This window comes from Streptococcus sp. HMSC078D09, from assembly GCF_001813675.1.
Taxonomy (GTDB): domain Bacteria; phylum Bacillota; class Bacilli; order Lactobacillales; family Streptococcaceae; genus Streptococcus.
The window spans coordinates 78,232-97,351 of the sequence record NZ_KV813662.1 but is presented as its reverse complement, the minus strand read 5'-3'; the positions used below and the strand labels follow the sequence as shown (position 1 = coordinate 97,351).

Here is a 19,120-nt window from a genome sequence, read left to right as displayed (position 1 = left end):
CGTCCGTACTCACCTAAGGAAAGTTTCTAATTTAATTTGAGTTTCTTTTCCTAAATCTGCACAATCTTACGATAGCTCCGAGAGGTGATCCAAAAGACGATTAGGTAGGTGATGAGAAAGACAGCACAGACACTGAGGGTCACGATGAGGACTTGGCCACTATTGATGACACCGAGCACTTTGAGAATGAGGCGGATCATATGGTAGGCAAAGGCCAGGTGGACAAAGGCAAAGATGAGGGGGAGGAAGAAGACAGTCCGCACTTGACGGTTGATGGTCCGTTTGACCTCATCTTCATCAAGCCCTACCTTTTGGAGGATGACGAAGCGGTCACGGTCTTCATAGCCTTCTGAGATTTGCTTGTAGTAGATAACGATGACGGTTCCGACCATAAAGATCAATGACAAGAAAATACCGATAAAGAAGATGCCGCCAAAGAGGCTATTCAACTCTGCCACATCATTGGCTCGGTTGCCTCCATAGATAAATGTTCCTTGGGCCTGTTGGCTACTCAATTCATCGATCATCTTGTCATAGCTGGCTGCCAGCTTGAGTTGCTGGTCTTCGTCAACATTGACATTGAAGCCACCGTAAATATTGGTATTGATGGCAAGATCCGGAAACTGAGCGACAAAGGCTGAAAGGTCTGGCACGATCAGGTAATTGAAATCCTCCGTCAGCATATTGAACTGATTTGGCACATGATCCGTGATAAAATCCTTGCTCACTTCTTCCTTGACTTGGAAGTCTTGCCCATTGATAGTGAACTGCTTTTGCCCTGTCAGAGCCTTGTTATGAGCAAAGAGGATGACTTGGTTACCGGTCAGATCGACCTTTTCTCCGGTCATTTGTTCATAGCTAGCTGCATCAAAGACCATAAAGACAGTTTTGGGAGTGACGTTGCGTTCATCAGCTGGATAGACGGTGAAATCCGTACCCTTTTGTGATTTAACTCCAAAGTTGGCATAGGTCATCAGGTCACGATTTTTGATCTCAAGATGATGCTCAGAGGCAAATTCATCAAATTTCTGGTTGATTTGCTCTAGGTCTACCCCTTTTCCTTGGACAGAGAAATCATGAGGAGACATGATCTTCTTGATCGTTTCACCACCGATATAGATGTTGGTCGCAGCAGAAATGGTTACCAATACCATGGTCGAGAGGATGGCAATGGTCGCAAGCCCCACTGCATTTTTCTTCATACGATAGATGAGATTAGAGACCGAGATCATGTTGTTGGGTTGGTAATAATAACTCTTCTTTTTCTTAAGCAGATGCAAGAAGACGGTGATCCCAGCATTAAAGAGCAGATAGGTCCCGATCATGACCAAGATAACGGCTAGAAAGAAGGTCACAAGCGCAATGATAGGGTCTTTGACAGACACAGCTAGGTAGTAGCCAAAACCGAGAGAGGCTAAGCCAAGTATGGTTTGGGGCCACAAGAAGCGGGCTTTCTTTTCACCACTAGCCTTCTCACGCGTCAACTGCAGGGCATTCAAACGGAGAATGCGCCAAGCATTGAGAAAAACCAGGAGGCCAAAGATGAGACCAAAGGTGACAAAGACCAAAACCACAATCCCAGGTTGGAAGGTGGATACTAGCTGGACCTTCATCTTCATGAGTTTCAAGAGAAAGGCAAAGATCAACTTGTCAAAGAGAGCTCCGATCAAGACTCCGGCTGAGATGGTTAGAAAGCCAAAAAGCAAGAGTTCCTTGAAAATCATGCTGATGAGATGGCGTTTCTCAAGGCCCAGCATGCTGTAGATTCCCAGCTCCTTGGAGCGGTTTTTCATGACGAAGCTATTGGCATAAAGCACGATGATGGCCCCCGCGACATTGACCACGAAGAATCCCAAGCTGAGGGTGAACACTATAGAAGAGCCCCCTCGAAGCTCGGAAATGCGAGGATTAAAGGTCAGGGAGTCAAAGAGATAGGCGATGGTCACTGCGAGAATGACCGCAATAGCAAAGGGATAATAGAGCTTGCGGTTCTTGATCAGATTAGAGCAAGCTAATTTAGTGGTTAATCGTAACATCTACTCCACCTCACTTGCCATGACCGTCAAGGTATCCGAGATTTCTTGGAACATCTGACGCTCTGTCTTTTCCCCGCGGAAGATCTGGTTGTAGAGAATTCCGTCTTTGATAAAGAGCACGCGCTTGGCCCGAGCTGCCGCTGCAGTTGAGTGGGTCACCATGAGGATGGTTTGGCCCATGCTATTAATATCTTCAAAGACATCTAGCAAAGCAGCTGATGACTTGGAATCCAGCGCCCCTGTTGGCTCATCAGCAAGGAGAATTTCAGGTGAGGTGATGATGGCCCGTGTTACAGCCACCCGTTGCTTTTGCCCACCAGAAATTTCGTAGGGATATTTCTCAAGGAGTTGGTGAATGCCCAATTCCCGACTCACGCTATCGACCTTGCTCATCATTTCCTTGACCGGTCTGCGTGAGAGGACTAGAGGCAGGAGGATATTGTCCTTGACAGACAAGGTATCCAGCAGGTTGAAATCTTGAAACACGAAGCCTAGTTTTTCCCGACGAAAGCTCGAGGCATCCTTGTTCTTGATGGTCGAGGTATCGGTACCGTTGAGGTAGACCCGTCCTTCGGTCGGCTGGTCCAGCATGGCTAGGATATTGAGGAGGGTCGATTTCCCGGACCCTGATTCCCCCATGATGGCGACGTATTCACCCTTTTCCACAGTGAAGTGAATATCCTTTAAGGCTTCGACCTGCGTCCCTTGAAAGCGGGTTTTGTAGATTTTTTTGATGTGTTGAACGTCTAGCAATGACATACTTTTCTCCTTTTCCTAGTAGATCAAGAAAAATTCTTGGGTTTGGTGTAGGACTTGGAGACCAAATTCCGTCTTTTCCAGATCGGTTTGCTCATTTGGTTTCTTAATCTTTTTGGGTTGTTTCATCCATTTCAAGAGTTTCATTTTCTTGACCTCCTTCATTTGATGAGACTATTGTATAAAAAATAAAAGGCGGCTACCATAACCTAACCTTTCATTTTACCGTTTATTTCTTACATTTTTGTAAGATGGAAAAAAACTAATCCATGACCAGCTTCTTCTCTTCAAAGTGAATAGCGACGGTTGTGCCTTGGCCAACCTCTGAGTGGAGGCTAATCTTATGGCCCAATTGCTCTGCAATTTTCTTAGACAGATAAAGCCCCAGCCCTGAGGACTGCTGGGTCATGTGGCCATTGTAACCGGAGAAGCCCCGCTCAAATACGCGGAGGACATCGCTATTTTTGATTCCAATCCCGCTGTCTTTTATATAGAGGGTCTGGTCTTTGAAATAGATCTCAATTCCACCTGTACTGGTGTACTTGAGGCTATTGGACAAGAGTTGCTCGATGATGACCAAGAGCCACTTGCGATCGGTAATGACGGCGACATCCAAATCATGCAGGTTCACTGTCAAGTTTTTTTGGATAAAAAAGAGGGCATATTTGCGGACCACTTCTTTGACCAAGTCCTCTAGCGACACGCGCTTTAAGACCAGATCGTCATGAAAACTCTCCAGTCGCAGGTACTGCAGAACCAGATTGGCATAGGAGTCAATCTTGAAAAGCTCCTGCTCCATCTGCTGCTTGACAATAGGTGTCTCGACATCTTGGACCAAGAGCTGGCTAGCTGCAATGGGCGTCTTAATCTGGTGAACCCAGAGGGTATAGTAATCCATCAGATCATTGAACTTGGCCTGGGCTGTCTTCCCTTCCTCCAAGCGCGCCTGCTGTTCTTCCGTGTATTTTTCATAAAGGAGGTGTTCCAGTGGTGAGGCAACCTCTATTTCCTCATAAAGTGCGGCTTTGCGGTAGTCCCGAAAGGTCATGGAGAAATCCCAGACCAAGACACAGAAGGCAAAAAAGCCTAGCACTAGGGTCGCATAGAGGAAAACCGTCCCTGTCTCTGGAAAGAGATAGGCAAAGACCAAATCGACGATCAAAAAGATGACCGATAGATAGAGTAGGCGCCTGCGGGATACCACATATTGCCAGAAGATCGTTCCAAATTTATTCATGGGTCAACCCGTAACCGATGCCTTTCTTGGTTTCGATGAAGTTTGACAAGCCAGCCTCCTCTAGTTTCTTGCGAAGGCGGGCCACATTGACAGACAAGGTATTGTCATCAATAAAGAAGTCGCTATTCCAGAGCTCTTTCATCATATCATCGCGCGCCACGATACTTCCCGCATGCTCAAACAGGACGCGCAGGATCTGAAATTCATTCTTGGTCAACTTGATGACTTCCCCTTCATACACCAAGTCCGTGGACTTGAGATTGAGGATGGCTCCCCGGTGCTCTAGCAGATTTTGATCTGTCCCAAATTCGTAAGAGCGACGCAAGAGCCCTTGGACTTTGGCAAGGAGCACATTTTGATCAAAAGGCTTGGTGACAAAGTCGTCTCCACCCATATTGATGGCCATGACAATATCCATGGCTTGATCCCGTGAGGAAAGAAACATAATCGGAACCTTTGAAACCTTGCGAATCTCTTGGCACCAGTGGTAACCATTGTAGAGAGGTAGGCCAATATCCATGAGGATCAAGTGAGGGCCGGTTTCGACAAAGATCCCGAGGACATCCATAAAATCCTCGACTGCGACCACTTCATAGCCCCATTGTTCCAATAATTGTTTGACCTGTTGGCGGATAATATTATCATCTTCGACTAAGAGAATTTTATGCATGGCTTTCTTTCCTTCTTTTTTCTTCTTCCTATTATAACAGATTAAGAAGCAGAGAAAAAGGCTGTTTCAGAGGGATAGAAGATCTCACACCTACTTTCTTGATGGAGGGCGCTTTTTCTCCATCCATTTTTGTGCTATACTGAAAGAAATAAGACACGGGAGGCACAGATGTCAACTATTTTTGATTACCTAAAAGAAGTGACCTACGATTCCATATACGACCGTCCTTTCAATGAACTGGATGTCCTGGCACTGACAGAGCTGACCTATCTGCCCTTTGGACACATTGTGCCTCAAGGAGATACAACAGGAATTCCAGTGCGCCTGTCTGATGCGATGGAACTGATCGATCGGACCACCGATTTCATCGTGAGTAACCAGCACCTCCAATTAGTCGATGACTTGGCTACTTCAAAGCGCTTTAAGAACATCAAACTCCTCAACTATGTCGATGAGTACGATCCCGATGTGCAAAAACAGTTCGTGGCCATGACCTATCGGCTTAGTCTGGATGCGTATTTGGTCGTTTTCAGAGGAACGGATGACACCTTGATCGGCTGGAAGGAAGACTTCCACATGACCTATATGGACCATGTTCCAGCTCAGAGGCGCGCAGCCAGCTACCTGCAAAACGTCATGAAGGAATTTCCTAAAGGGCGCTTCTTAGTAGCCGGTCACTCCAAAGGGGGCAATCTCGCAACCTATGCCTGCTCTTACCTTCCAAATCATCTGTTTGAACGGGTCGATGACATCTACAGCTACGATGCTCCTGGCCTCAACAGGGCCATTATCGAGACCGAAGGCTACCAGCGGACGTCCCCAAATATTCTTCGCTTTGTCCCCCAAGGATCCATCGTCGGCATGATGCTAGAAGTCCCTGAGCCTGCTACGATTGTCAAAAGCCGAGCTTTTGGTGGCTTTGTCCAGCATGACGCTTTTACTTGGATGATTGAGAAAGATAAATTTGTGACCCTGGATCAAACCAGTCCCGATAGCCAGCAGACCGACGAGACCTTGAAGCAGTGGGTTCGCGAAACATCGGCAGAGGAGCGCAAGAAGTTCTTTGATACCTTTTTTGGCATTTTTCTGGATGCCGGCATCACTTCCATCAATGACCTTACCGATCTCAAACAGCTAGCCAAGGCCAAGGAAATCCTTCAAAATGCCCAGGATTTGGATCCAACCGAGCGAGAAATGCTGGAACGTCTTGCTAAACAACTCATCGATACCCGAGTACAAGCTTGGAAAAAATGGCAGACGGTCCCCCGCATCCTGGTTCAAATGGCCGCATTTTTCAAGCGGAAAAAAGCAGTCGAGTCTTCCTCGCCACTGCTCCTGGAGCACAAGGAGTGAGGCTCAACAACTGAAAAAAGAGACCACTTCTTCTATTCACTAAAATGCAAAAAGAGGTGGGGACAAAAGTCCTAGCCTCTCAATTATTTTTGGATTGTCGAGCAAGACGCAGTGGTTGAGTGGGTCTACTACGCTGATTTCATCAACTTATACAGCCCTACTCAACTGTGCGGAGGTGGGACGACGAAATCGAATTCTAACGAATTACCGATTTCTGTCCCACTCTCTTTTCTATTTTCTATTGGTTCTGAGGAGATGGAGCATCTGGCGTGCTTGCTTCTGTTACAGCTGTGCTTGCAGGCTCTGTTTCTGTCTCAGTTGTGGCAGGCTTGCTTCCTTCTGGAGCTGCTGCTTCTGTTGCTGCTGGAGTCTCTGTAGCGACAGGCGTTTCAACTGTGGAAGCTGGTTTGCCCTCTTCGCTTGCAGATGGCGCAGCTGCCAACTCTGCCTGGAAGGCTTGGATAGCCTGTAGTAAGGCTGCTTTATCACTCTTTGGATTAGACAATTGGTCAAAGAGAGCCTCTAAGCGATCAAATACAGCATCACTAGCTCCCTTGTCCACCAATTGTTGGTGTAGGGCCATCAATTGGTTATAGAGCTGTTGATAAAGAGCGACATCCCCAATTTGAGGCTCTTCGGTTTGCTTTTGTTTTTGCTTTTCAATGCTATCACTGATTTCGCGTAGAAGTGCTTCCCCACTTGTAATAGCCTTGTCTGGATCAGATTCTTTTCCAAGTTGAGCCAAGCCTGTTTCAAAGGCAGTTCGTTTGCCTTGGTCTTTGACTTGTGGCAAGAGCGACTGGATTTGCTCTAAGAGAGCTGTCAAAATCTTGTTCTGTTGACGGGCTTCTGTTGCCTTATCCAACTCTCCATACAAGCCTTTGAGGAAATCATAAACCGCTAAGTTATAAGATGGGGCCTGACTTCCTTTTTGATCCAAAACAGTTTTTTCAATAGGATAGGTTTGGCCTTTTTCTTGAGAGAAGAGCTGGTCAATTGCTTGCTTGGTTTGGTAGAGTTCCATAAAGTGAGCCTTAGCATCCCAGGCTTCTTCAAAGGCTTGGGCTCGATAGAGTTTCAAAGATAGATCTGCCGCCTTGGTGCGCAGTTCTGGTGTCAAGCGCGCGTCGCTCAAGCTTTGGTAGAAGTACTTGAGATAGTCGACCGATGTCACACCCGTCCGATCTTGCATCTCCTGAACAGCTTCTAATAGCTTCCCTTCCTGCTCTAAACGCTTGCTGTCCTTGGTAGCATAGGCTTCCTGCAGTTGTGCGACCAACCCTTCCTTCTTCAGTTGGAAGGCTTCTGTGTCTAGCAAGCGCACTTGTTCCAGCAATTCCTGGTATCGACGATCGAGGGCTGTCTCTTCTTTTGGTTTGACCGCTTGAGTGGCATGGATGTACTGTTCATCAACCTGCTTAAGACTGGCTAGGTAGCCTTCCGTCGAGTTGCTTGGGAAGCTCTTGACATTTTCCAAGAAGTGGCCTAAGATGAGCTCAATCCGTCGTTGTTGCAATGGATCAGAAGCGTAAAGAGTCCGGCTTTCTGCTAAAAGTTGGTTGACTCTGTCCTCTACTGCTTTTTTATTCAAGTCTCCTTTTTTGTAAGGCGATTGGATGGTAGGAAGGCGATGAGCTAAGTAGTCTGCTAGTCCCGCTGATCGCACCTTGATGTAGTGGTTGTGATCGCCATGTGGGATGACAAACTGACCATTTTCAATCTGGAGGCTATAAGGAGAAATCCCCGAGCGAAGGGCTGTTGCATAGAGTTCATTGATAAAGTCTAGTTCAGGATTACCCGTCTCAAGTGGAATCCGAACGTGTTCCTTCCGAACGGCATAAGGGTGGATGTGGGTCGGATCGTATTCTTGGTCTGGATTGTTAAAGACAAAGAAACCATTGGAAATCTTAATGGCCTCACGAGGGACGCCGTAGGTCTTGCTGATGTATTGGATCTTTTCCTCATCTGAGGCATCGCGAGAATAGCTGGCGACATCATCTGTCAGTGGCTGTCCCTTGTCCTCTTCTTTCTTACCTGCTAGAGTTGCCTCTGCTGCTGCAATCTCTTGAGGAGAGAGGTCCTTTTTATAGAAATAATGAGCGTGGTTGCCATGAGCGACCATGTAGCCGTCCTCGTCCTTACTGATGACCTTGTCTGCGTGGAAGCCATGATCGTGCTCCTCTTCGTGCTCGTGATCATGACTGTCCCCATGTTCATGCTCGTGACTATCTCCATGTTCATGTTCATGCTCGTGCTCATGGTCAATTGGTTTTGTACTTGGACTTGAAGGCTGGTTTGGTCTTATTTCAGCAGGTGTAGTAGCACCTTGGGCCCGAAGCAGTTGGAATTGCCGTGCCAGCTCACGTTCTAAAGGAGATAGGGAGCTGTAAGGGATAAAGTGGAAATGATCCCCATGAGGGTAGACAATTCCTTGATCGGTCCACTTGGTAATCTTGCTTGGATCAAAGACAGAACCGTCAGACTCCACATGACGAGAAGACAGAGGAGTTTTCTGCAATTCTTCGATCAAGTTGCTCAGGGTCGGACTCGGTTTGGAAGTAGCTGGTTTAGAAGTCGTTGGGGTTGTCTGTGTATTGCTTGGACTGGATGACGGCTGGTTGCTCGCTTGCTTCCCAAGGCTTGGAGAGGCTGGATCCGGAGTTCCTTGCTCTGTACTTGCTCCAGCTAGGTGTGAACTTCCAGCCTGATGGCCGGCTTGACCGCCTAATACCGAAAGTGCTGCTGCTAACTCGCCAGCGGATAAGGCACTCTTTGGAATATAATGGAAATGGCCACCATGGGGCACAATAAAGCCGTCCCCTGTATCTGAAATGACATCTCCAGGGCTAAAGACATAACCATCGTCCGTACGGTAGCCACCACCTGTATGGTTCTTAGCCGTCAGCATCTCAAGGGTCTTACCTTCTTTCAGCGCTTGACTAGGTTGACGGAAGTCACGGGTCTTGCCTGCCTTATGCGAGGAGCTCGCTTGCACCGATCCCGTCTCTCCTTCTTCTTTGGTGCCTCCCTTTTGCTGTTGGGCGATCTCTTCGATCGAGCGTACATTAACTGTATGTTGGGCATCCTTTAAGTAGAGATAGTATTTCCCAGCGCGTTTGATGATATAGCCATCCTTGACCTTGCTCACGATATCTGCTTCTTGCAGCTGGTAAGTTGGATCCCGCAAAATCAACTCTTCACTAAAGATGGCATCAAATGGGACCTTGCCGCTATAGTAATGAAAATGATCCCCATGAGAAGTGACAAAGCCTTCATCTGTAATCTTGATGACAATCTGCTCTGCCTGGGTCTTTTCCTTGGCATTGACCGCTTCGATGCTGTCTTCCTTTTTGCTGGATGCAGTCGCTGATGATTTCTTATCTGCTTGCAAATACTGAATCTGATTCTTTTTCTCTTCCTTGACTTGTGGCTGCTGACTGAGCGCATAGGCACAGAGTCCTAGCCCCAAGGTCGCTACCAATCCAATCGTTCCCTTTTTCTTCATTCTTGATTTACTCCTCTAATTCCTTGGCTAAAGTCGCCATATTTTCTTCTAAATTTTCTAATAGATCCTTATCATTTTTCGGATCAGCTTCCAGTGGATCCAAGACCTTGACACGCGCCCCTGTTGCCTTGGCAATACTATCTGCCACTTTTGACGACGTGTGCTTTTCCACAAAGATCGTTTTTACCTTGTAGTCTTTGACAAACTGCTGGATCTCCGCCAATTGCCGAGCGGTCGGTTCTTGCTCTGGGGAAATCCCTGCAATCCCTAACTGCTTGAGACCAAAGCGTTTGGCCAGATAAGAAAAGGCCGTATGCTGGGTCACAAAAGTCTTTTGCTTGGCCTTGTCAAAGAGAGGCTGGTAGTGGGCTACCAGTTCCTCACAGCGCTTTTCAAGCTTTTGAGCATTGGCCTGATAGAGTTCCTTGTTCTTTGGATCGATCTCTCCCAAGCGTTTGGCGATGATCTTTCCTTCCTCTGCGATTTTTACAGGATCCAACCAAGTATGTGGATCATACAAGTACTTGGCTTCTTTTCCCTGACCAGCTTCGACATCCTCTAATCCAGCCACCTTATCAAGGGTCATTCCTTGGCTACCTTCGATCACTCGCAACTTGGAACCTTGAAGATTGGGATCTAAGCGACCAGCCCAAGATTCCAGGGTCTGAGAATGATAGACAAAAACATCCGCATCATAGATCTGGGCCACTTCTTTGGTGGAGGGTTCATAATCATGGATCCCTGCACCGGACTGAACCATCCAGATGTCATTTTGATCGCCAGAGATTTCCTTGACCAGGGCATAGATAGGATAAAAACTCGTGACAATTTTAAGACCTTTTTTAGAAGGGGGCTTGCCTGCATTTCCTTGACTTCCACAAGCTGTCAGTAGAAAGAAACCGAGAAACAAGAGTCCCAGAACCTTCATTCTTCTCCTATTCATCCTTCACCTCTTTTTCATTTTTATTAACTAGTTTATTAATCAGTTAATTAACTAGTTAATAATACTGCGAATCATTTGCTTTGTCAAGCCTTTTTTACATTTTTTTCCTTTTAATGCTAGAGACTAGCAATTTCCTAGACCCCACGAGCCTTCCTTGCAGTCAAAAAGAGAGTGAGACAGAAATCGGTCATTCGTTAGAATTCGATTTCGTCGTCCCACCTCCGCACAGTTGAGTAGGGCTGTAAAAGCTGATGAAATCAGCGTAGTAGAGCCTACTCAACCACTGCGTCTTGCTCGACAATCCAAAATCAATTGAGAGGCTAGGACTTTTGTCCCAGCCTCTTTTCCTTTCGTTATTCTTCTTCTGGGTAAACCAAGCCCCAGTCTTTGCGGAGTTGAGTCATGAGGTCCATGACATCGCGGCTGTAGTTTAGGTAGAGATGATTTTCCCTTCCTGCGACTGCTGCTTCCATATCGAGGACTTCATACTGGAGGGCTTTAGCGGTTTCTCCTGCTTCGATCACTTCTTGTGATCCATCTTCCGTATAGGTGATGACCGCTTTTTGCCCACGTGGATATTCGTAAAGTTCGATATAGCCCTTATCATAAGCGATCGTCCCACGTTTCGGTTGTTTGGCGTGAAGACTCAGCGTCACCGTCGCCATTTCCCCTTCACGATTCGTAAGAAGGATCCCTGCTTGCTCATCGACACCAGTCGGTGCCAGCTTGACCTGTGAAACCATTTCTGTCGGCTGTGAGGTCATAAACCAACGGACGAAAGACAGGGCGTAGACACCGATGTCAAGTAGAGCCCCACCTGCTAGATTACGATTGAAAAAGCGGTTGGTCATATCGTATTCTTTATAGGAACCGAAGTTCATCTGGATGACCTTGAGAGGGCCTAGCTTGCCACTTGCTACAATTTCAGAGAGTTTCCGATAAATAGGCATATGGAAAATGGTCATGGCTTCAGCCAGTTTGACATGGTTTTCTTCAGCAAGCTTTATCGCTTCTGCCAATTCCTCACTGTTGAGAGTGATGGACTTTTCACAGAGCACGTGCTTGCCAGCTGCGAGGGCCTTGCGAAGATACTGGATATGAGTATTGTGAGGTGTTGAGATATAGATGATATCCACTTCAGGATCCTCAAAGACTTCATCAATTTCATGATACACCTTTTCGATCCCGTATTTCTCAGCGAAGGCTACCCCCTTGTCATAAGTACGATTGGCAACGGAATAGAGTTTCCCACCAAGCGCTTCAAGGGCTTGCGCCAATTCATTGGCAATGACGCCTGTTCCAAGACTCGCCCACTTATAGTTGATGTGATGGCCCATGGTTTAATCTCCTTTTTTATTGACGGTAGAAATATTGATCAGCTGGGTAGTTGCCTGCAGATTGAGTGACCACTAGACGTGGCTTGCTGGTATCAGACTGGTCTCCATCTGGATTTTGGAAACCGATTTTCAGAAGTCCAATCGCAGCACCAGTATCACCCATCTTCATTTCAACATAAGGGATCTTGCTCTTCTTATCCGAGTCCGCAACAGCCTTGAGGCTGCCTTGGCCCTTGACTTTTCCGTCTGCTTGGATGACGATTTCAGCTCCCTTGCCATTGCGCCAGGTTCCAGCTAAGCTTGAGAAGTCGCCTCCGTTAATGGCCGCAATATCCAAGTCTTTCTCTTTTTTCGGTTGCGGGTAAGCTTTCCACCACTCTAGATGGTAATCACGGTAGGCCACGTCACCAAAGAGAATCCGACGTTCTTGGGAAGCTACTCCATCAGGACCTGTCACACCCGCTGGGATCAAGTACAAGGTTTGCTCTTGCCCTTGGATCGCAGTCCCATTTGCCCCAGTGAAATAAACTTCATAATAGCCTTTTCGCTTCTTGGGCTCTTTTTCTTTATTGAACAAGTAACTTGCCCGAGTGCCTCCACTCCAGAAAGTCCAGCCAGTCTCCCCATTTACAATACTTGGAAAGGCGTTGGTCCTGTTTTGGTAATATTCTTCTGGAGTATAACCATAAAGTTTAAAACCGGAATCTGCGATTTCCTTTTCATAGGTATCATTGGAATAAGCACCTTCAAACGGTGAGAGATTGCCATCAAGGACGACATCATTGGGATCTGTCGATTTGAAAAAATCCTCCCGATTGGCAAAGACCATCTCGTGGTCAGGATTTTTATCAGACATGGTGACCGTGATCAAAGGCTTCTTGTCTGTCTTGTATTTGAAGACACGAACAGTGACTGTAAAGTCTGTATTGCCATCGGACTTTTTCATCTTGCCTGTCGAAACTTTGTTAGACCCTTCGACCTTCCAATCCGTGCTAAATTCAGCAGATACCTTGCCGTCAGCTGTTTGGTAATCGATCTTCCAGGCCTTGCCTTTTTTCTCGATTTTGGCTTCATCCCGTTCATTTGAGACATAGTCACCACTCAAGTCAATAGCTTTTTCCTTTGGCTTGGTGACCTTCTTGCTGGTCTGCTTAAATTCCTTTTGATGGTCTGGTTGGATGTTGGAGCTAGAGTAGAGATAGACTCCACCGATCAGAACAACTGCTCCGACCAGCCCCAAAATCGGCCCCAGGTATTTTTTCTTCCACTTAAGATTCATTTTACTACCTCCATGGAATAAGATCTTTACACTAGTATACCCTAAATCGAAAGTATAGTAAAATTCCCCTCTATGTAGTGGTTTCCCAGGTTTGAACTGACTAGTTTGAGTAGAAAATACCTGTTTCTCAAAAATAATATTTTGTTTATCATTATTTTTTTATCGTTTTTCGATACTTTTTTATTGACTAATTTTTTATAAGGAGTATACTATAAGTGAAAAATAAATAAACTTCAAGGAGGCTTGCGATGAAAAACTCAAAAACCTTAAAAAATGTCATTGAAGTCTTAACGGCTTTCATTTACTTCTGTGGCTTTATGACCGTGGCTGCATTGGTCGTCCATCTGCTTTCCCGCATGGGCCTTTTCAAAGATCTCATTCAATCAGGTCGCTTGTCCTTTGATGCGAATGGCATCCAGCTCTTTCCCAAACATCCACAACCTCTCTGGCAGCTGCTCTTCCCACTAGCCTCAAGCGCTATCTATATTTACCTTCTCATCACCATTCGCAGCTTCCTCCAAAATCTCTACCAAGAAAAGATCTTTTCTCACTCCAACATTGATCTTTGCAACCGAGCTTGGAAGATTCTCTTGGTCTTGTCCTTTATGTCTGGCACACTTGAAACCAGTGGAAATGCTTATCTCCTTCCCTTTACTTTCCAATTTACCTTTAACACAGGGCTTCTCCTTGCCGTTCCAATCGTCTGGGTCTCTGGCAAGATTCTGGAGAGAGGTATTGAGATTGCTGAAGAAAATGAGCTAACCATTTAAGGAGGGTGCCATGATTATCGTCAATCTAGATGTCATGCTGGCCAAGCGGAAAATGAAATCCAATGAGCTAGCCGACAAAATCGGCATCACGACTGCTAACCTCTCCATCCTCAAAACCGGCAAGGCCAAAGCCATCCGCTTCACCACCCTTGAAGCCATCTGCAAAGAACTCGACTGCCAGCCAGGAGATATCTTGGAATACCGGCCGGATGAATAGGACATGTATCGTCATAAGAAAAGCACTCCTGCAGGAGTGCTTTTCTTCTATAGTGGTCTGTTAAATAATACTAAATCTTATTGATTAATTAAGTTATCTTATTCATTTGAACTTAAGAAGTTTTATAAATTTACTCTTCTATAACTTCAGCTTCTTTACGAATCGATTCAAGATCTTGTTCATATTGTTTTGTATCATAATTAATCATCTTAGAAAGTTCTTTTTGCAAGTTCTCTCCCATAGGTTTCATAGTAGCAAATGTCATTCCGCCTGAGATTACACCTGAAACAACCGGCAATACTTTAGAAACTCCTTTTGCAAAAGTTCCTTTAGTAAGACTAATCCCAAAGATTTTTAGAACTTTTTTCAAAATTGGATAATACATTGTTTTAGTTAAAGCTTTTTGAGGAATTGATTTTAAAGCCTGTTTTCCAATCGCTACTCCACCTGCACGTAAGATTGCAGCAGCTCCTGATACACCCAACATAATGCCCAAGTAAAGTAACAATGTATCTTGTGCCTCTTCTGTTAGTTTATCTTTTTCAGACCATAAATATTGGAAACCATAGATATAACCCAGCTCTTGAGCTAATTTTAAAGACATTGCATAATATTGTGCAACATCAGCAGGGATTGTAATTGCCATAGCAACTCCTCCTGGTAATCCCGCTAACACAGATGCTCCGCTTGCCATCAATACATTATCCATAATACATGTTTTTGCAACTTTATCCAATCGTTCTTTGTCAACCATGTTTACTGGACCGTCTAATAATAGTTGATTTACCTGATCTCTGCTCAATCCTTTTCCAAACTTATCCATAAGAAATTGATTTCTATCAACTTTAACAACTGGTATTTTAGCAACTTGCTCTAATACCTTAATAGCCATATCTTCCGGTCTATCGTTAATTTTCTCTTTTGCACCATTAAATGCTTTACCAATTTCTTTTGAAGTACTATTTGCGATATCACCTACAACTTTAGTCGTTGTGTTAAATCCATCTCCAACAATTTTCGTTGTGGCATTCACTCCATCTCCAACAACTTTTAAAGTCCCATTTGCAATATCGCCAGCTCCCTTGACAATATCATCCCAAAAAGCCATAACAAATCTCCTAAACTTTTCTTCAAATAATTCTATAGATGAAACAAAATCTATATCTAAATTATCCTACATGGAGATAATTTTGTCAATGGATATATAAATATTTTAAATTGTAGATAAGTAGAATTTAGTAGAAAAATATGAGCTCATAAATCTTGTAATACCGGCCAGATGAATAGGACATGTATCGTCACAACAAAAGCACTCCCTCAGGAGTGCTTTTCATCTACAATTATCATTTAACCAATAATACTTCCATTTGGAACAGATGGATCAACAGTTAAGACTGTTAATTGATCTCCGTGTTCCGCGGAAAGAATCATGCCTTGGCTAACATATTTCTTCATCATCTTACGTGGTTTGAGGTTGGCCACAATTTGAAGTTTCTTGCCGACCAATTCTTGTTCGTTTGGATAGAATTGGGCGATGCCTGAGAGGATTTGACGATCTTCACCGTCTCCAGCGTCAAGACGGAAGCGAAGCAATTTGTCTGATCCTTCGACGCGTTCCACTTCTTTGACTTCTGCTACACGGATTTCAACTTTGTCAAAGTCTTCAAATTTGATCTCATCTTTTTCAGACTTGAGTTCCACTTCTTCTGGAATCCATTCTTTTTCTTGTGGTTTCCCAGCAGTCATTTGAGATTGGATGTAGGCAATTTCTTCTTCCATGTCCAGACGTGGGAAGATTGGAGTTCCTTTGGCAACCACTGTGACATTTTCAGGGAAGCCTGCTAAGGTCAAGTTTTCAAGATCGAAGTCCAAGCCCAAGCCTAGTTGGTCCATGATGGCATTTGAGGTGTTCATCATGAATGGTTGGATCAAGTGAGCCACGACACGAAGACTGGCTGCTAAGTGAGCCATGACCGCTGCCAATTGTTCCTTGTCACCATCTTCTTTAGCGAGGACCCAAGGAGCAGTCTCATCGATGTACTTATTGGTACGAGAGATGATGTTCCATACGGCTTCCAAAGCGCGTGGGTAGTCAACCGCGTTCATTTGCTTGTGGTATTCAGCGATGTTTTCTTCAACCACCTTGGCCAAATCTGCATCAAATGCAGTGACATTTTCGACATAAGCCGGAACTTGACCACCAAAGTATTTATTGATCATGGCTACCGTCCGGTTGAGGAGGTTTCCAAGGTCATTTGCTAATTCATAGTTGATACGAGCCACGTAGTCTTCTGGGGTGAAGGTTCCGTCAGAACCAACTGGCAAACTGCGCATAAGGTAGTAGCGAAGCGGATCCAAGCCGAAGCGTTCCACCAACATTTCTGGGTAGATGACATTCCCTTTAGACTTAGACATCTTGCCGTCTTTCATGACAAACCAACCATGGGCAATCAAACGTTCTGGCAATTTGATATCCAACATCATGAGAAGGATCGGCCAGTAGATGGAGTGGAAACGAAGGATGTCTTTTCCAACCATGTGGAAGACCGTTCCGTTCCAGAATTTGTCAAAGTTTTCATGATCTTCTTGACCGTAACCAAGAGCGGTCACATAGTTAAGAAGGGCATCGATCCATACATAGACCACGTGTTTTGGATTAGATGGGACTGGCACACCCCAGGTAAAGGTTGTCCGAGATACCGCCAAGTCTTCCAAACCTGGCTCGATGAAGTTTTTCAACATTTCATTAAGACGACCATCTGGCGTGATGAAATCAGGTTGGGATTTGAAAAATTCCACCAAACGATCTTGGTATTTGCTGAGACGAAGGAAATAAGATTCTTCAGAAACCCATTCTACTTCGTGGCCTGATGGGGCTACCCCACCGATGACCTTGCCATTCTCATCACGGTAGACCTCAGCCAATTGGCTTTCTGTAAAGAACTCTTCATCAGATACTGAATACCAACCAGAGTATTCACCAAGGTAGATGTCGTCTTGCGCCAGCAAGCGTTCAAAGACCTGGGCCACCACTTTTTCATGGTAATCGTCTGTCGTACGGATGAATTTATCATATGAGATATCGAGTAATTGCCAGAGTTCTTTCACTCCAACGGCCATCCCATCTACATAAGCTTGAGGCGTGATCCCAGCTTCTTCTGCTTTCTGCTGGATCTTTTGCCCATGCTCATCGAGACCAGTCAGGTAGAACACATCGTAGTTCATCATACGTTTGTAACGCGCTAAGACGTCACAGGCGATCGTTGTATATGCTGAACCAATATGCAATTTACCAGATGGGTAATAGATAGGGGTTGTGATGTAGAATGATTTTGTCATTTTCTTTTCCTTTCAAGGCTAATGAAACCTTATGTAATAACACTTCATTATATCATTTTTAGGAGACCCTGAAAACCCAAAACCGGCTAGGTTTGCGATGAACAAAAAAAAGCTGACCGAAGTCAGCTTTCTATGATTGATAACGAATCACGCTATCTTACTTTCCAAGATAGTATTCTTTTACAACGTTCAATTTTTCGTCAAATTCGAATACCAATGGTGGGAAGTTAGGAATTTCCACATCCATGATTTCGTCGTCTGACAATTGTTTGATGTGTTTTACAAGGGCACGAATTGAGTTGCCGTGTGCACCTACGAATACATTTTTACCATCTTTAAGAGCTGGAGCGATTTTATCTTCCCAGAATGGAAGGGCACGTTCCAAAGTAACTTTCAAGTTTTCAGCATCTGGAATCACTGAATCGTCAAGTGAAGCGTAACGACGGTCAGTGTGTGCTGAGTGTTCATCATCACGGTCCATTGCAGGAGGCAATACATCGTAAGAACGACGCCAGATGTGAACTTGTTCATCACCAAATTGTTCAGCAGCTTCTGCTTTGTTTTTACCAGTCAAACCACCGTAGTGACGTTCGTTCAAACGCCATGATTTTTCAACTGGAACCCACAATTGGTCAGAAGCTTCAAGAGCCAAGTTAGTAGTTTTGATCGCACGTTTCAATACTGAAGTGTAAGCTTGGTCAAATTCGATACCAGCTTCTTTGATCAATTTACCAGCGTCGATCGCTTGTTGTGTACCTTTTTCAGACAAATCAACATCAGCCCAACCAGTGAAAAGGTTAGCTTTGTTCCATTCAGACTCACCGTGGCGAGCAAAAACCAATTTTACCATTAGATGGATCTCCTTTTTATTCTCCGAGGTTCCCCCCGTTTATCTATTCTATTCTACTAGATTTTCAGTGAAAAATCTAGTGGCGACCATAGAAAAGTGCAATTTCTCACAAAAAAGAGCCTAACGGCTCTCTTGGAATATCTTTATCATTGTTTTTGACATTCTGGGCAAATTCCATAGACGGTCATTTGGGTCTTGGTGATCTGGTAGCCACTTTGACTGGCTGCTTCTTCGCGAAGATCTGGTACTTCAATGTCCACATCTGCGATACGGCCACATTTTTCACATACCACATTCAAATGGTCATGCCCCATGAAATCAAAATAGGTCGTGGTATCATTGCGTACCTTGATCTCAGAGACAACCCCCTCATCAATTAAAACCTTGATATTGTTGTAGACAGTTGCTAGACTCATGCTTGGAAACTGAGGCAATAAATCACGATAGATCTTCTCAGCGCTTGGATGTTCATGACTCGACACTAAATAGGAAAGAACTGCTCTGCGGGTATCGGTAATCCGAATGCCCTTAGCACGCAAATTTTGCAAGACTTCTTCCACGCGCTCTTCTTCATGACGATGCAATGCGTTCACTATGATTCCCCCTTTCCAATATGATTTAATCGATTCGTTACCCTTATTATATCATGTTTCAAAATAAATCACTATTTAGAATGCTTTTAATTAAAAAAAATGTCCAGTGGACATTTTTTTCACGAGCCTAAAAATGGAAAAGCGAGTTCATGTCCTGGGGACATTGATTTACGAGCCTGAAAATGGAAAAGCGAGTTCATGTCCGGGGGACATTGATTCACGAGCCTAAAAATAG

At 44.9% G+C, this 19,120-nt stretch carries 16 protein-coding genes; 3 read left to right on the top strand and 13 right to left on the bottom strand.

Going from position 1 to position 19,120, the window contains the following annotated elements; all coding sequences use genetic code 11:
- Positions 1-50: 50 nt before the first annotated feature.
- The 5 genes from HMPREF2926_RS03355 to HMPREF2926_RS03340 form a co-directional block, all read right to left on the bottom strand.
- Entirely contained in the window at positions 51-2,036 is a 1,986-nt protein-coding gene (locus HMPREF2926_RS03355) for an FtsX-like permease family protein (RefSeq protein WP_049486586.1), read from the bottom strand.
- On the bottom strand, positions 2,037-2,795 hold the full coding sequence (locus tag HMPREF2926_RS03350) for an ABC transporter ATP-binding protein (RefSeq protein WP_049486585.1): 759 nt from the start codon (positions 2,793-2,795) through the stop codon (positions 2,037-2,039).
- A gap of 15 nt (positions 2,796-2,810) precedes the next feature.
- Entirely contained in the window at positions 2,811-2,939 is a 129-nt protein-coding gene (locus HMPREF2926_RS11280) for a hypothetical protein (RefSeq protein WP_256263012.1), read from the bottom strand.
- 115 nt (positions 2,940-3,054) lie between these two features.
- Complete coding sequence (locus tag HMPREF2926_RS03345) at positions 3,055-4,029, bottom strand: sensor histidine kinase (protein WP_070586436.1); 975 nt, start codon at positions 4,027-4,029, stop codon at positions 3,055-3,057.
- Positions 4,022-4,699, bottom strand: coding sequence for a response regulator transcription factor (locus HMPREF2926_RS03340; protein WP_049486583.1), 678 nt, complete (start codon positions 4,697-4,699; stop codon positions 4,022-4,024). Before HMPREF2926_RS03340 ends, HMPREF2926_RS03345 begins: the two co-directional genes overlap by 8 nt.
- A 168-nt stretch (positions 4,700-4,867) precedes the next feature.
- Between HMPREF2926_RS03340 and HMPREF2926_RS03335 the strand changes: the two genes are divergently transcribed.
- A complete protein-coding gene (locus tag HMPREF2926_RS03335; RefSeq protein ID WP_070586434.1) occupies positions 4,868-6,052 on the top strand; it encodes a DUF2974 domain-containing protein in 1,185 nt (394 codons plus the stop codon).
- Positions 6,053-6,290: 238 nt separating this feature from the next.
- Here the strand turns inward: HMPREF2926_RS03335 and HMPREF2926_RS03330 are convergent, their stop codons facing one another.
- The 4 genes from HMPREF2926_RS03330 to HMPREF2926_RS03315 form a co-directional block, all read right to left on the bottom strand.
- The gene (locus tag HMPREF2926_RS03330; RefSeq protein WP_070586432.1) at positions 6,291-9,557 is read right to left on the bottom strand and encodes a pneumococcal-type histidine triad protein; all 3,267 of its coding nucleotides are present in this window, start codon (positions 9,555-9,557) and stop codon (positions 6,291-6,293) included.
- 7 nt (positions 9,558-9,564) lie between these two features.
- A complete protein-coding gene (locus tag HMPREF2926_RS03325) occupies positions 9,565-10,500 on the bottom strand; it encodes a metal ABC transporter solute-binding protein, Zn/Mn family (protein ID WP_141751769.1) in 936 nt (311 codons plus the stop codon).
- Positions 10,501-10,853: 353 nt separating this feature from the next.
- Positions 10,854-11,837, bottom strand: a complete 984-nt coding sequence (locus HMPREF2926_RS03320; RefSeq protein WP_070586428.1) for a Gfo/Idh/MocA family protein — start codon at positions 11,835-11,837, stop codon at positions 10,854-10,856.
- A gap of 16 nt (positions 11,838-11,853) precedes the next feature.
- Positions 11,854-13,116 (bottom strand): DUF6287 domain-containing protein, encoded by a 1,263-nt coding sequence (locus tag HMPREF2926_RS03315; protein WP_070586426.1) that lies wholly within the window; start codon positions 13,114-13,116, stop codon positions 11,854-11,856.
- A 248-nt stretch (positions 13,117-13,364) separates the two neighbouring features.
- On the opposite strand from HMPREF2926_RS03315, the gene HMPREF2926_RS03310 reads away from it, so the two are divergent.
- Both HMPREF2926_RS03310 and HMPREF2926_RS03305 read left to right on the top strand, forming a co-directional pair.
- Positions 13,365-13,886, top strand: a complete 522-nt coding sequence (locus HMPREF2926_RS03310; protein WP_004219979.1) for a DUF2975 domain-containing protein — start codon at positions 13,365-13,367, stop codon at positions 13,884-13,886.
- Positions 13,887-13,896: 10 nt separating this feature from the next.
- Positions 13,897-14,103 carry a helix-turn-helix domain-containing protein gene (locus HMPREF2926_RS03305; protein WP_003006064.1) on the top strand — a complete coding sequence of 69 codons (207 nt, stop codon included), beginning with the start codon at positions 13,897-13,899 and terminating at the stop codon, positions 14,101-14,103.
- Positions 14,104-14,233: 130 nt separating this feature from the next.
- On the opposite strand, the gene HMPREF2926_RS03300 is transcribed toward HMPREF2926_RS03305, so the two are convergent.
- The 4 genes from HMPREF2926_RS03300 to HMPREF2926_RS03285 all read right to left on the bottom strand — a co-directional run bounded on the left by HMPREF2926_RS03300 (position 14,234) and on the right by HMPREF2926_RS03285 (position 18,885).
- Entirely contained in the window at positions 14,234-15,211 is a 978-nt protein-coding gene (locus HMPREF2926_RS03300; protein WP_009732434.1) for a hypothetical protein, read from the bottom strand.
- 239 nt (positions 15,212-15,450) lie between these two features.
- Positions 15,451-17,442, bottom strand: coding sequence for a methionine--tRNA ligase (metG, locus tag HMPREF2926_RS03295; RefSeq protein WP_070586424.1), 1,992 nt, complete (start codon positions 17,440-17,442; stop codon positions 15,451-15,453).
- A 157-nt stretch (positions 17,443-17,599) separates the two neighbouring features.
- The gene (locus HMPREF2926_RS03290) at positions 17,600-18,292 is read right to left on the bottom strand and encodes a phosphoglycerate mutase (RefSeq protein WP_003012031.1); all 693 of its coding nucleotides are present in this window, start codon (positions 18,290-18,292) and stop codon (positions 17,600-17,602) included.
- 146 nt (positions 18,293-18,438) lie between these two features.
- Positions 18,439-18,885: a Fur family transcriptional regulator gene (locus HMPREF2926_RS03285; protein WP_083307901.1), complete on the bottom strand. Its 447-nt coding sequence runs from the start codon at positions 18,883-18,885 to the stop codon at positions 18,439-18,441.
- Positions 18,886-19,120: the final 235 nt, after the last annotated feature.